The following is a 13244-nucleotide window of genomic DNA, read 5'->3' as shown; positions in this document are numbered from 1 at the left end:
AGCCCCGCGATCCGGAATCCGGCTGCACCGGACGCGCCAACTATCAGGTGATGTGCAGCGAGCACGGCAAGGTCGGCGAGCCGCACGGCCTGCGCGTCCTCGCTGAGCCCGCCCAGTCCGCGCACCGCGACAGCCACAAGGCCGTCCCGGCCTCCACCGCCGCGTGACCGCCCGGTTCCGACGCTGCGGCCACGGCACCGGCCCTCTCCACCCCGGCGACCAGAAGGCCGTCGCGGAGTTCACCGCGATGCTCACCGCCCGGAAGAGACCGGCCCCCTGGACCGGACAGGGCGACGTCGCTGTACGGATCGCCGCCGACGGTCGCGCCCTGGAGCGCGGCCGCCCCGCCGACGGACAGCCGGCCGACGCCGATCCCGTCGCCCTGGTCCTCATCCACCCCGACACCGAAGCCGCCCTCACCAGCACACTCCACTGCGCCAGGAGCCGAATCCACGGAGCCTGGACCACGCCGTACCGGCTCCTCACCCACGCCCTTGCCGGGCACGACCTCCCGCCCGGTATCGACCTGAGTACCTGATCCGGCACCACTGCTTCGCTCGTCCGTGTGAGCGGCCCTCGCCTTCCGGACCTTGGTCCGGGCGGTGGGGGCCGCTTTTTTGCGTTCCGGGGAGCTTCTGAGGCAATTCGAGCCGGTCAGTGGTGCTCGGGATGGGTGCCGGGTCGGTACCCTCACGCCATGTTCTACATCGCCAATGTCAGCCCTCGCAGTACGGGCAAGACCACGAATTCCGCGTGGATGTGCCACGCCCTGCACGAGCGCGGACGGAAGGTGATCGGCTTCGACGCGGACGACTCCCGGCAGTTCAGCCGGTGGCAGGCCAACGGGTCGTACCCGTTCGTCGTCCAGCAGGCGGCAACCCCCGCCTTCCACCTCAACGTCCCACAGATGATCCCGGGCGGGTTCGAGGACGGCGTCGGAGTCGTGGACGTCGGGCACCTCGAAGACCACAAGGCGGTGGGCACGTCCGTGCTGCGCCTCGCCGACCTGGCCGTCATCAACCTCCCGCCGTCGATGAACGATGTCGAACGGATGGAAGAGCTCCCGACCAAGGAGTTCATCGACGACGTTGCGCCGCTCCGGGTGGACAGCCGGCCGCCTGCTGCCTGGATCCTGCTGTGCAAGGCGCCTACCGGCGTGAGCGAGATCAAGCAGGTCCGGGAGTACCTGGTGGACGAGGGTTACAACGTGTTCACCACGGTGGTGCCGTCCGTCGTGAAGTACATGCGCACCCACGAGGGCAGCGACATCCAGGCCAAGGGGTCGGTGTTCGACGAACTGGTCACCGAGATGGAAGAGCGGGGCCTGCTGCCGTGACCAAGCCCAACCCCTTCAAGGACCGCCAGGCACGCAAGGCCGCAGGCAAGGTCGCGGTCCCCGGCCAGCAGGGGACTCTCCCCGCCGCGCCTTCTGGCACAGGATCCGGTTCGGCCCCCGTCCCCTTCGCCCAGGGACGGCCGGAAAAGATGCTGACGCTCGCCGACCTGCCGGAACCCATTGAGACGCCCGACGCGACGGGCGACCTCAGCGACGAAGAGGAGCAGATCCTCGCGCTCTGCATGCGCGGCGTCCAGCAGTTCGAGGACGCCTGGTGGGTCATGGGCAAGGCCATGGCCAACATCAACAACCGCCGTCTGTACCGCAAGACGCACGCCAACTTCGAGGACTTCGCCCGGGACATCTTCAAGAAGTCCCGCCCCCTGGCCTACGAAGAGATGACCTCGTACGCGATCGGCGAGCTTCTGTCTGCACGTGCAGACAAAGCGTTCGAAGAGAATTCGAACGATGTGTCTGCACGTGCAGACATCCCGAGCATCGGGAAGAAGGCGGCCGGCGCCCTCAACCCGATCACCAAGGACTACGGCGCTGAAGCCTCGGTCGCCGTCCACGAGACCATCAAGGACGCCACCGGGAAGACCACCGTCAAGGCGATCACCGGCATCGTGCAGCAGCTCCCCCGCAAGGAGGAGAAGGAGCTGACACAGGAAGAGCTGACGGCCTTGGCCCGAGAGCTCGCAGCCGCCCAGTCCCAGACTGCCGGATCCACGAGCAGTCAGAACGGCCAGCTGGGGCAGACAGGCAGCCTCAGCCAGACCCCAGCACTAGATGCCCTCCGTGGGGCTGTGTCGCAGCTTGAGTCTGCGCACCGCGCGCTCGCCCCGGCCCACATCAAGAAGGCCCTCGAAGAGTCCCCAGACGAGACGGCGAAGATCTTGACCTCAGCCAAGACGACCGCGGAGAAGGCCGCCGCCAGGGCCAGCGCCCATCTCCCCCGAGCGACCTGAACAGACTGAGAGCGCAAGCAGAGGGCCGGTTTCCCAAACTTGGGAAACCGGCCCTCCGGCCTTCGCGTACGCCTGCCCGGCTACTCCTGGAACTCTCTGCTCTTCACGCCGTAGAACGACGGCTTCGCGGGGCGGGCCTTGGACTCCTCCATGCTGTCGGCGAGCGGGGCGAAGGTCTCGCTGCGCCGGACGACGTCAAGGAACTTGCCCAGCGCGTCCTTGTCCTCCCACAGCGCCGACGCGGTGCTGATGATCAGACTCTTCAGGTGCTCCGACTCGGTCCCGGCCTCGGTTGCTGCCACGCTGTGTCCCCTCCTGGTCATCGGAACGATCAGCCAACCAACCGGCGGCCCGCGCCCGCAAGATGGCCTTCGGCCAGGGGCCGGTCCAGGATGCTGTGGGTCCCGATCCGGTGCCACACGATGTGACGGGCCCCGGCAACTACCTCCCGGCCGTAAGACCACGTCGCGCGCCCGTCCGGAGCCCAGGTGAGTTCGTAGACGCCCGGGGCACAGCGCACTCCCTTGATCCGTAAGCCGGGGCGGAACTGGCGGCCGGGACGCAGGTCGGGCACGAACGCGTCCAGGACGACACGGCGGAAGCGCCGGCGCTGGGCGGGGGTGAGGTGCTGGAGGTCGGCGGTGAAGCGGGGGAGGGTCTCGAAGGTGGGCACGGTGGTCTCCTCCGGGCAGCACGACGAAGCCCCCGGCGGGTGCCGGGGGCTGCTGTAGGCGGTGCTCGTTGGTGGTGGCGTCCTTGGTGCTCGGTACTGCTCAGTGGTGCGTGTTGGTGTCGTCCGGGTCGTGATGAGTGGGCTGCCGGAGAGCGATGACATTCGCTTCCGGCCCGGGGCCGCGTCCCGCCTGACGGGCGCCTGAGAAGAAAGTTCGGCCGCTGCTCCCGCCTGGCGGGACGTACCGCTGATCGGCCTTTTCTCGCAGGTCAGAGCCGTGTGGCGTGGTCTGCATGACAGTTGATATCCGGGTCATCCGGGCCGGTCAGATGTACCGCTACTACCTGCGCCAGACCGTTGTCGGCGACGGCCGCCGCCCCGCACGCACGCCGCTGCGCGCCGCCCAGGAGCAAGCCGGCGTCCCGGCCGGACGATGGATGGGCCGGGGACTTGCCGCGCTCGGACTCGCGCCGGGTGAGGAGGTCACCGAGGCGCAGCTGCGGAACCTGTTCGGCGAGCGAGGCCGCCACCCGTACGCGGACCGGATCGAGGCCGACCGGCTCGCCAAGGGCGACTCCCCGAAGAAGGCGTTCAAGGCCGGCGCCCTCGGACGCCGGGTGATGGTCACCGGGGTCGACTTCGTCTTCCGGCCGCAGCCGACGATCTACCTCCTGTGGGCGCTGGGAGATGAGGAGACCCGGCGGGTGATCGAGGCCGCGCACGAGCGCGCGATCGAGCGGGTGCTGGAGTGGATCGAGGACGAGGTGGCCGTGATCCGGTACGGCAAGGACGGCATCTACCGGGTGCGGCCGCCCGGCGGTCTGGTCGCCGCGCGCTTCCGCCACTACGAGGCGCGCTCCGGGATGCCGCTGCTCCATGACCATCTGCTGCTGTCCGCGAAGGGGCAGCGCCTGGACGGGAAGTGGGGCTCGATCCACACCCTGGCCCTGCACGAGAACACCGTGGCCGCCTCAGCGCTCTACAACGAGCTCGTGGCCGCTGAGGTCTGCGATGCGCTGGGGCTGGCGACCGAGCCGCGCACCGTCACCCCGGGACGCCGGCCGGTGATGGAGATTGCCGGGGTGCCGCACGAGCTGATCCGCTGGACCTCCCGGCGCAGCGACCAGATCGCCGCCTGCCTCGAGGACCTGGAGCACGAGTACGTCACCGCCGTCGACGACGACGGCGAGCTGAAGTTCCTGCCCGTGGTCTCCGAGCAGGCCCGCGCCAAGCTGAACCGGATCGCCGCCCGCAAGACCCGCCCGCCCAAGCAGAAAACCCAGCCGCTCGCGCAGCTGCGCAAGGAGTGGAAGGAGAGCGCGATCCGCACCTCCGGGGTGGCCGTCGACATCATCAACTCCCTCCTCGAGTACGCCCGCGCCGCCGCCGCGGCGATCCGGGCCCGGGTCGCCGCCGTGGTCGACGTCGCCCTGGCGGCCGTCGACGTCACCGCGACCGTGTTCGTGATGAACGACGGCGGCCGCTTCCACCGTCGGCACCTGCTCGCCGAAGCCCGCCGCCACCTCGCCCTCGTCCTGCGCGGCCGCCGCCGCGACCCCGGCCTGGACGACCAAATCGTGGCCGCCGCCATCTCCACCCACTGCCTGGACATCAGCGAGCCGAAGACCGTGCGCGGCCTCGAGGCCGGCTACCGCCTCTACACCGCCCGGTGGGCCCTGTCCGACCTCCCCGCCCGGCGCCGCCCACCGACCCCCGCGCCCGACCCGGACCGGCGACCCCCGGCCGATCCCGATGCGCCGCCCGGGCGCCCGGACCAGAGGGCGGGGAAGTGGGAGATACCCCGCGTCCAGCTCAACTACGACCGGGCCGTCCTCGCCCGCGCGGTGGTCCGGGAGAAGCTGCGCACCACCACCACAACCACCGCCGTGCGGGGCCGGGCGTACGACGTCGTCGCCCACCAGCAGGCGGCGATGCCCGAGCAGCTGCTCGCACCCCAGCCGGCCGACCCCGAGCACGACGACCAGGAGCAGGAGCCCGGCCGCCGCGAGGCGATGGACCTGACGGCGCTGAGGGCCCTGCGAGAATCCCGCACGGACGTGGAAGCCCTCGATCTCACCGCCGAACGCCTGCGCCACCTCGGGGAGGCATTCACCGCGGCGGCCGACCGGGCACGCACCACGATGAACCGCTACGCGCGCCGCGACGACGCCGATACGACGCACCCGGTGCACGAGGACGACCAGCAGGCGCACCACCCACAGCAACCCGGACCGCACCGCGGCCGGGAAGCCGGCCACTGAACGCACCCGATGGCGCGCACCCGGTGCGGTGGTGCGCACCGAAGATGCCCCGCTTCCACTGCACCGAGTGGAGTCCACCGCCTGGGAGTGGACGCCACCGCGCTCGGCATCCACTCCACTGAGTGGAGCCCACCGGGTGGAAGTGGACGACACCGACGGGAGTGGGGCCGTGTATCCACCCGGTGCGTTTCTCCTTGACCTCAGCTCAGGTCAAGGAGAAACGCACCGCCTCCACCCGCGCCCACTCCACCGCACCGCTGTCCACCCGGTGCGCACCACTCCCGCGCGCCGGCCGCACCGGTGCGCACCGCCCACCGAGTGGATGCGCACTGGTGCGCATCGTGGTGCGCACCGGATGGACGCGATGCGCACTGGATGGGCGCACCACCGCACCAGTGCGCACCCACCCGGTGCGGTGGTGCGATCAGTGGTGCAGAGCCACCACGTTCTCCACCACCGCGCAGGCCCGTGCCACCTGTTCATCGCGCAGCGCCCGTAGAGCCGGGACGACGTCCTTCGGTGCGTCGGCGAGGACCTGGCCGACGAAGTGCGCGATGGTGCGGGCGATCCCCGGCGCGGCAGCCGCGGGGGCGTGCGTGGCCCACTCCCTGATCGCCATCAGGTAGATGACGCCGACCTCGTCCAGGACGAAGGAGTCGGCGCAGGGCTCGGTGTCGTCGGACAGCGCGGTCACGGGGAAGACGATGAGTTCTGCGATGGCCGGCAGCAGCCCCGGGAGCTGCTCCACCTCGGGCGCGAGCCGCGCCGCCGTGGCGTCGTCGCCGGTCGCCACGGCCAGGACGTAGTCGAAGCCGAGCTGGACCAGGTGCGGGGGCAGTGAGGGAACGATCGGGGACATGAGCAGCTCCTGACGTACGGTCGCCGTGCCGATCACGGCGACTGACCCGAATGCTCACGCCGGGCCCCTGTGGATAAAGGCCGGAGATCTCTCCCCCTCTCCAAACCGGGGTGAACTGGTGCGTCAAGGGTCGAAGCGGGCCCCCTTGTCGAGCATGGTCGGGCCGACCATGACCCCTTGTCGAGTCGTGGTCGGCCCGACCACGGACCCCATGTCCGATGCGGCGCGGGCCGCCAGGAGCGCACGTTTCTCCTTGACCGACTCCGCTACCGGCCGCCGTCAGGTCGCGGACAAGGGGTGGGCGCTCACGATGGCCGCCACGCGCCCGCAGGAGGGGCAAGCAGCAGCCACCGAGCCATCGGGGCGGCTCACCCTCACGCGGGCGCGCCACCGGCCCTCACAGGGCCGGTGGAGGACGCCAACGCACAAGGGAGAGACCCGGGATGATGACCCAACACAGGCGCCCGCCGTACCCTGACCACGCCGCCGACCGGCGAGCCGCGCACCTCGCGACGGGAGGGCTGGTCGGCCGGGCAAGCCGCCGCAGTCTCCTGCCGCCGGCGCTTGCGATCCCACTGCCGTACCCACTGCCGTGCCCGGCACGAGCGCGGACCGTATTTCCCCTGGCCACCACGGCTTTCCGGGGCCGTAGCGCGTCGTCACAACCCTCTTCTCTCCTCCTCTCACTGACCAAGCCCTGGGAAATAGGTGGGGGTGGGGTGTCAGTGGTGGAGGCGATCATCGGGTTCAGGGCGCGCCTGGTGCCCTCTGCGGCCGGGCGGGGCCGGCGCCCGGCCGGTGGCCGGACGCGGACGACGGGAGGGCGGGGCTGATGGCGAAGCGCAAGGAGAACGAGGCGGGATCGTCGACCGGGCACCGCGCCGATGCGCTGCGCGCGCTTGGGGTGCTCAAGGCCGCGACAGCGGACCAGATACAGCGCCTGTCTTCACCGCACCTGACGTACCGGCACACCACGAAGGAGACGGCGGCCAAGCGGAAGGAGGCGCGCACCGCCTCCCACCGCGGCGCGCTCAACGATCTGCGACGGCACGGCCTGTCCGTCGACGGCGGCCGCACCCGAGGCGGGGAGGAGGTGCGCCTGCTCACCAAGGACGGGCTGGCCGCCGCCGGCCTCGAGTTGGACCGGGGGCCGGAGGAGATGGGCGGCATGCCCAAGAGCGCGGGCCGCTCGGGTGCCTCGCACGCGATGACGGTCAACGAGACGGTCATCGCGATGATCCGCCCGAAGCCCGACCTGGATCTGGTGGCCGGTGAGCCGGCCGAAGCTATCGCGGCCGCCCAGGCCTGGGTCGACGCGCCCGACGGGATCGGCAGTATTACCTCCTACGCCACCGAGGTCGCCCTCCCGGCGACCGGCACCTGGAGGAATCCCGGCGTGGGATGTGCGTGGGCCGACATCGTCCTCACCGCTCCGGAGGTGGGGCTGCCGCTGTTGTTCATCGAGGCCGACAACTGCACCGAAGAAGCCCCGATCATCGCGGCCAAGTTCGACAAGTACATGCGCCACTTCCACCGGAAGGTGAAGGACACCGACGGCAAGGACAAGCCGATGTGGCGCACCCGCTGGTCCGCACCCGCTCCCCAGTGGGGCGACGCGACGCACCCGCCGGTCCTGCTCGTCTTCCACCAGGTCGGCAAGCGGACCGCGCGGACGCAGATGGAGCGGGTCGCCGAACTCACCCGCGAGCACTGGCAGGGCCAGTGGGCCGAAGGCGGCTTCCGCATCTACAACGGGAAGATGCCGATCGTGGCGACCACGCTGGAGCTGCTGCGCGAGCACGGCCCGGCCGGGCCCGCGTTCCGGCGCTTCGGCCGCGACGTCGACCAGAACCTCTGGGATGCGATCGGCAACCCTCGCCGGGATGCCGGCCTCGCCCGCCGTGCCGAAGAGGGGCGGCGCCGTCTCGCGCAGGAAGCCGCCGAACGCGAGGCGCAGCGCCCGGTGTGCGGGGACTGCGGGACCAAGTTCACCGACGACCGGTGGAAGGCCAGCAGCGCGGTCGACTGGGGCCGCGGGGACAGCCACCCGCACCTGTGCGACGACTGCAAGGCGCGCGTGCTCGAGGCGGAGCGGCAGGCGGAACAGGCCGAACGTGAGCGCCAGGAGCAGGAGCACCAGGAGGCGGAAGCGGCACAGGACTCGAAGGCCGGCGGCTGGCTCGGACGCTGGCGCAGCTGACCCGGCAGCGCGGGGGCTTGCCCAGGACCACCTGGGCAAGCCCCCGTTGTCGGTGGCGACTGCGAGGCTGAAGGGCATGGACAGCGACGATGAGCAGCTGCTGCGCGGCCGGATCTACGGAGCCGACCACGACCACCCGGGCCCGAAGCCGGGACGCAGCTACGCCGAACTGGTGGGCGGACCCTTGGACGGGCTGCTGCTCGACATCACCGGCTGGAGGCCGGAGGAGATCAACGACGGTGTCTCCCTCCTCACCGAGCTCGGGCAGTTCGGCCCCGGCGGCCGGGCGCTGTACGACCCGCGCCCCGGCGACCCGGCCCGCTGGGACTGGGGCGGCGACAGCCCCTGACTGCCCGCCACTCGGTCGGGTGAAGACACGGCAGCGGCGGAACTCTCCCCCGGCGCCCGGGCGTAGTGCCGTACATGAACCCGATCAACGAGGCACACGTGAGTGAGCCGGGCCTGGTCGTCGTCGACGTCGCGGCCGCCGACGACGCCACCGCCCTGGCCTTCCAGCAGCTGCTCGCCGATCGGTGGGCGACGTCGCCCGCACAGCACACGACGCGGGACGCGGGGGAGCCCGGCGTTCGGCTGCGCTGCTACCTGGACCTGCGCCAGCCGGTCAGCCCCGCCGCACCTCGTTGACGAGCCTGCGCCCGACGGACACCGGCCGCCTGCTGGCTACTCCCGCGCTGCCAGCAGGCGGCCCGGGCGGCGCGACCGTTGCGGTACAGCCGCGCCGCCGCACGGCGCGAGCCCGGCCGCGCTGAGCGACCGGGCCCTGAAGTGGTCTGTGGTTTCCGAACTTTCTGCTGAGCGTCTCGCCGAACCGCCCGCCTGTCATCACCCACACGGGTGGCGCCCGCTCACACCGCGGCGGCCTCCTTCGCCTGCTGCCTGGCCTTCACCAGAGCGGCGAGCGGGGAGCGCCGGTAGCCCGACACCAGCGCCACGGCGGCCCTCACGCCCAGCACGGCGAATCCGTCCAGCCTCATGACCACCGCATCCCGATCTTCGACAACTGCTCCATCCGCTCCTTCGGCAGCGACGCCGCGCGGGAACGCTGGTTCCCGATCCAGGCACCAAGGCGGAACTGCAGTTCCCAGCCCTCTTCGGAGAGCACCGTCTCCACGTGCTTGCGCGGGACGCTCAGATGACCCTCACGCTCGTAGAACTGGGTGGCGGCGGCGAGGTTGGCGGCCCACTTGTCGGCCTGCGTCTGGCGCTTGGGCTTCTCGTCCTCAGTCGCGGGGGTGATCCCGAGGACCTGCTCACACATCCACTGCTGCACGGCGGTGAGCTTGTCGAAGCCGAGCCGCTGAACACGCACCCACCGCCCGAGGTCCTCGCCCTGGCGCACGACCACGCCGGGCTCGATCGGCAGCGCACCGCCCTCGTCCAGGTGCAGCCGGGTGAGGTGGAACGCTCGCTGCCACTCCACGGGCCACGTCGGGCACCACGACGCGTCGATCTCCTCCAGCTGCTCGCGCCGGTCGTCGGACAGAGCGCCGGCCACCGACCCGACCGGCAGACCCTCGGCACGCCGCTGCTCGATCTCGGCAGCCTTCCGGGCGGCGGCCCGCGCGTTCTTCAGGAAGATCCCCACCTTCGCCCCCTGATAGGTGGCGTCCAGCGGGGCCAGGAGGTGCCCGTTCTCGGCAGCCCAACCGCGGGCGGCGGACAGGCCCTCCTCCCACGCGACGTCGAAGTGCGACCACACCATGCCCAGCTTCTCCAGCTGCTCGACACGGTCGCCGTCCATGTCCCCACGGGCGTAGAAGCGCCGGGCGTCGGCGATCCACTGCCCCAGCGGGAAGTTCGCGAGCGAGGCCGGCCACCCCTCGGCTTCCGCCTCCTGGTCGTCGACGACGGGCACGCGGAACGTGAACGGGACCTTGAGATCGCCGTGCTCGCGGGCGTAGATGACGGCGGCCTCCACGCCGCGCCGCCAGTGCTCGTGCTCGGGGTTGAGGACCCGCAGGTTGATGAACGCGGCCAGCTGCGCCGGGTCACGCGGCGTGGAGAACTTCAGCAGCCGCCGGGCAGACGCCGACGGACCGCCGGACGCCTTCCCCGCGCCCCTCTCCTGGCCCTGCCCGGCCTTCTGGACGGGCTTGTAGGCGCTGGCAGCCTGCTGCTGCGCCAGCTGCTCCACCACCCGGGCGTCGTGCGCCCTGAGCGCCTCCAGCAGCTTCGCCAGCCCGCCGAACGCCCGGGAGGTCAGCATGTTGTCCGCAGTCTCGCCCGGCCCCAGCAGGACCGGCACCACCAACGAGGCGACCTTGCCCTCACCCGGCTGCATCCGCAGCGCACGGCCCACCGCCTGGACGAGGTCGGGCATGGAACCCCGGACGTCAGCCCAGTAGACGGAGTCGCAGTGCTTGGTGTCGACGCCCTCGCCCAGCACCTTCACCGAGCACAGGAAGCACTTCTCCACGACCGTGCCGTCCGCGGCGATCCCGGCGGCGAACTCGCCCAGCCGACGCCGACGGTGGAGCGGCTTGTGCTCACCGCACAGCCAGTCCGCCCAGATCACCTTCGGGTACAGCTCGGGGTCGGCGGCGTGGAGCTGCGCGGCGACGTGGGGGAGGCCGGCCGCGAAGGCCTCGGCTTCCTTGACCACGTGGTGGAAGACCAGGGTGCGCTTGAAGTTCTCCTCCGAGGACGCCTTCAGCAGCGCGGTCTGGAGCGCGGCGAGCCGGGCCCCGCGGACCTCGTCCGAGCGGCCCTCAGCGCCCAGGAGCTGGGCGGCCTGGAGCTGGATGTCGGTGATGTCCACGCACACCACCTGGTACGGCGCGCAGATCCCCCGGTCGATCGCCTCGGACAGCGTCAGCGTGTAGCAGCGGGCGCCGAACTGGCCCTCGGGATCGTCCTCCATGCTCGCCACCAGCTCGCCCGGCGCGCCCTCGGAGTCCTCGTCCAGCTGCCACACCCGGGGCGTGGCCGTCATGTACAGACGGCGCAGGGACGGGATGCGGGCGTTGTCGTGGACGACTGCCCACGGCTTTCCGATCCGGCCGGAAACCCTGTGGGCCTCGTCCACGACGATCAGGTCCCAGCCCGGAAGGCCGGCCTTGTGGGCGCGCTCCAGCGTGCCCAGCCCGAGCGAGGCGTACGTGGCGAACACCGTGACCTTGTCCAACGGGCGTACCCAGTCGACCAGTTCGTCCACGTCCGTGGTGTTGGGGAAGGGGGCTTCCTCACCCCGCAAGGACGAGACACCGATCATCGGGCCCCGGCGGCCGGCCTCCCGCCACGCCGACTCGGTCTGGACGAGCAGATCCAGCGAGGGCACGAGCACCAGCACACGGCCCGCGTGGAGCTCCTCCGAGCTGCGCGCCGCGACCCGCGTCTTGCCGGACCCGGTCGCCATGATCACCTGAGTCCGGAGACCCCGCTCCGGCACAAGAGATCTTGCAGGCAATTCCAGAGCCCGGAGAACAGCGTCAATAGCCTCCCGCTGAGCTGCCTCGCGCTGATTAGCGGTCATTCTCGCCGTCCTCATCGCTCGTGTCGTACGCGGCTTCTTCCTGGCCTTCCTGCGTACTGGTGCGGACGGCTTCCACGTTCAGGCCGTAGTGGTCCAGGTAGGCCAGGAGGAACAGGGCCAGGGCGCGGCCGGGGTCGCTGGCGTGCTCGATGTAGGGCTGCTCGCTGGTCCAGCCGAACGTGGCCTGGTGGGGCCGGGGATGCACGCCGGGGGTGTGCGGGTCGGGGAAGGTGACGGCGCGGGTGAAGAAGTCGTCCAGGCGGCTGACCAGGTCCGCGTCCGGGTCTTCCAGCTCACGGCCGCGCACGGTGGTGGTGGCGTTCTCCAGGATCGTGGTCAGGTACCGCCGGCGGGCTTCCTCCCGCTGCCTGAGCTCGCTGTCCGGGCTCTCCTCGACTACCTCCACCACGCGGTACAGGCCCTGATCCCCGTACACCCCGCCCGGCTTCTCATGAGCCTTACGCACCTTGGCGACGGCCTCCTCAACCGACAGTCCGTAGGCGTAGTGCGTCAGCGTGGACGCGCCCGGGTGCCCCGGATCGGTGCGCTGCGCCACGATCCGGTAGCGGATCTGCGCAGGGGCCGGCCCCGCCGTACCGCTCTCGCGCTCCTGACGCTCTTGCAGCGCCTGGCGCCAGCGGTGCACCTCCGGGTCACTCTCGGGGGAGTAGCCCTCCCACCCCGTACGGGCCATCAGGTTCGAGATGCGCAGCAGCTCGTTCCGGCGGACCGCCGCAAGCCGGTCTTCCGTGCTGAACGGACGCGGCTTGTCCTCGTGATTCTCCAGTCCACCCGCAGCCACATACAGTTCGTGGATTTGCTGCGCCGTCAATCCGGTAACCTCGCGGTGGATTTCCTCGCGCGCTTTGAAACGCGTTTCGAAGCCCAACGAATTCGAATTCATTGCGTCTTCCTCGCTTTCCGGCGGAGCCGGTGCAGCGCCCTCGGTGCTGCTGTGTGAGTCCAGAGTCTATCTCGTGCTTCAAAGTGAAGCACCCAGAACGACAAAGGTCCCCCGAACGTGGCTTGATCCTGTTACTGTTGCCCTATGGCCACCCCGGGAAGCAGCCCTGACAGCGGGTCACCAGCCGTTCAACCTCCCTGCTCACTGACCATCTGTCACCCCTCCGGCCGTGTCCCCGTTTTGGCCCGCACCCTGTTTCCCGACCTCCCCTCTCCTCCTTGCTGCTGCTTTTCCTTACGTTCACCCTTCACGGTCTGGGGGTTGGGGGCTGGAGCGCAGCGGAGGCCCCGATCCAGGCTCGGGCGGGATCGGCCGCAGAGCGGCCGTGGCGCGTGGCGCGGAGCGCGGCGCGCCCAACTCGCGGGCGCAGCCCGTGAGTTGACGCCGGGTCACGCAGTGACCCGGCTGGCGCTCACGCGGAGCGGGAGCGCAACGGTTGCGCGCAGCGCAACCGTTCGCTTGCTCCGGGCGAAGCCCGGAGGGACCCGCT

The 13244-nt window shown here is 70.7% G+C and carries 13 protein-coding genes; 7 read left to right on the top strand and 6 right to left on the bottom strand.

Going from position 1 to position 13244, the window contains the following annotated elements; translation table 11 throughout:
• Positions 1 to 163: 163 nt before the first annotated feature.
• The 3 genes from ACFVQG_RS37950 (at position 164) to ACFVQG_RS37940 (ending at position 2304) form a co-directional block, all read left to right on the top strand.
• The gene (locus ACFVQG_RS37950) at positions 164 to 538 is read left to right on the top strand and encodes a hypothetical protein (RefSeq protein WP_383393075.1); all 375 of its coding nucleotides are present in this window, start codon (positions 164 to 166) and stop codon (positions 536 to 538) included.
• A 159-nt stretch (positions 539 to 697) separates the two neighbouring features.
• Positions 698 to 1336, top strand: coding sequence for a plasmid partition protein (locus ACFVQG_RS37945; RefSeq protein WP_383393073.1), 639 nt, complete (start codon positions 698 to 700; stop codon positions 1334 to 1336).
• Positions 1333 to 2304: a hypothetical protein gene (locus ACFVQG_RS37940; RefSeq protein WP_383393070.1), complete on the top strand. Its 972-nt coding sequence runs from the start codon at positions 1333 to 1335 to the stop codon at positions 2302 to 2304. The genes ACFVQG_RS37945 and ACFVQG_RS37940 overlap by 4 nt, the downstream gene beginning before the upstream one ends.
• A gap of 80 nt (positions 2305 to 2384) precedes the next feature.
• On the opposite strand, the gene ACFVQG_RS37935 is transcribed toward ACFVQG_RS37940, so the two are convergent.
• Together ACFVQG_RS37935 and ACFVQG_RS37930 are read right to left on the bottom strand one after the other, a co-directional pair.
• Positions 2385 to 2606, bottom strand: coding sequence for a hypothetical protein (locus tag ACFVQG_RS37935; RefSeq protein ID WP_383393068.1), 222 nt, complete (start codon positions 2604 to 2606; stop codon positions 2385 to 2387).
• A gap of 29 nt (positions 2607 to 2635) precedes the next feature.
• The gene (locus ACFVQG_RS37930; protein WP_383393065.1) at positions 2636 to 2977 is read right to left on the bottom strand and encodes a hypothetical protein; all 342 of its coding nucleotides are present in this window, start codon (positions 2975 to 2977) and stop codon (positions 2636 to 2638) included.
• Positions 2978 to 3270: 293 nt separating this feature from the next.
• Between ACFVQG_RS37930 and mobF the strand changes: the two genes are divergently transcribed.
• Positions 3271 to 5238, top strand: coding sequence for a MobF family relaxase (gene mobF / locus ACFVQG_RS37925; protein ID WP_383393062.1), 1968 nt, complete (start codon positions 3271 to 3273; stop codon positions 5236 to 5238).
• A 424-nt stretch (positions 5239 to 5662) separates the two neighbouring features.
• On the opposite strand, the gene ACFVQG_RS37920 is transcribed toward mobF, so the two are convergent.
• The gene (locus ACFVQG_RS37920; RefSeq protein ID WP_383393059.1) at positions 5663 to 6097 is read right to left on the bottom strand and encodes a hypothetical protein; all 435 of its coding nucleotides are present in this window, start codon (positions 6095 to 6097) and stop codon (positions 5663 to 5665) included.
• Positions 6098 to 6929: 832 nt separating this feature from the next.
• On the opposite strand from ACFVQG_RS37920, the gene ACFVQG_RS37915 reads away from it, so the two are divergent.
• From ACFVQG_RS37915 to ACFVQG_RS37905, 3 genes are all read left to right on the top strand, one after another.
• Positions 6930 to 8297, top strand: coding sequence for a replication-relaxation family protein (locus ACFVQG_RS37915; RefSeq protein ID WP_383393057.1), 1368 nt, complete (start codon positions 6930 to 6932; stop codon positions 8295 to 8297).
• Positions 8298 to 8373: 76 nt separating this feature from the next.
• Positions 8374 to 8646: a hypothetical protein gene (locus ACFVQG_RS37910; protein WP_383393054.1), complete on the top strand. Its 273-nt coding sequence runs from the start codon at positions 8374 to 8376 to the stop codon at positions 8644 to 8646.
• A gap of 74 nt (positions 8647 to 8720) precedes the next feature.
• Positions 8721 to 8942 carry a DUF6207 family protein gene (locus ACFVQG_RS37905; RefSeq protein WP_383393051.1) on the top strand — a complete coding sequence of 74 codons (222 nt, stop codon included), beginning with the start codon at positions 8721 to 8723 and terminating at the stop codon, positions 8940 to 8942.
• A 221-nt stretch (positions 8943 to 9163) separates the two neighbouring features.
• On the opposite strand, the gene ACFVQG_RS37900 is transcribed toward ACFVQG_RS37905, so the two are convergent.
• Genes ACFVQG_RS37900 through ACFVQG_RS37890 form a run of 3 tightly spaced genes read right to left on the bottom strand, consistent with a single transcriptional unit; the run spans position 9164 to position 12694 of the window.
• Complete coding sequence (locus ACFVQG_RS37900; RefSeq protein WP_383393049.1) at positions 9164 to 9292, bottom strand: hypothetical protein; 129 nt, start codon at positions 9290 to 9292, stop codon at positions 9164 to 9166.
• The gene (locus ACFVQG_RS37895) at positions 9289 to 11790 is read right to left on the bottom strand and encodes a Helicase associated domain protein (RefSeq protein ID WP_383393047.1); all 2502 of its coding nucleotides are present in this window, start codon (positions 11788 to 11790) and stop codon (positions 9289 to 9291) included. The genes ACFVQG_RS37900 and ACFVQG_RS37895 overlap by 4 nt, the downstream gene beginning before the upstream one ends.
• Complete coding sequence (locus tag ACFVQG_RS37890) at positions 11780 to 12694, bottom strand: hypothetical protein (RefSeq protein ID WP_383393044.1); 915 nt, start codon at positions 12692 to 12694, stop codon at positions 11780 to 11782. Before ACFVQG_RS37890 ends, ACFVQG_RS37895 begins: the two co-directional genes overlap by 11 nt.
• Positions 12695 to 13244 lie beyond the last annotated feature (550 nt).

Source organism: Streptomyces sp. NPDC057877, from assembly GCF_042796855.1.
In the GTDB taxonomy this organism is placed as follows: domain Bacteria; phylum Actinomycetota; class Actinomycetes; order Streptomycetales; family Streptomycetaceae; genus Streptomyces.
Note: the sequence above shows the minus strand (reverse complement) of the source record. Positions and strands in the feature narration are given on the sequence as shown.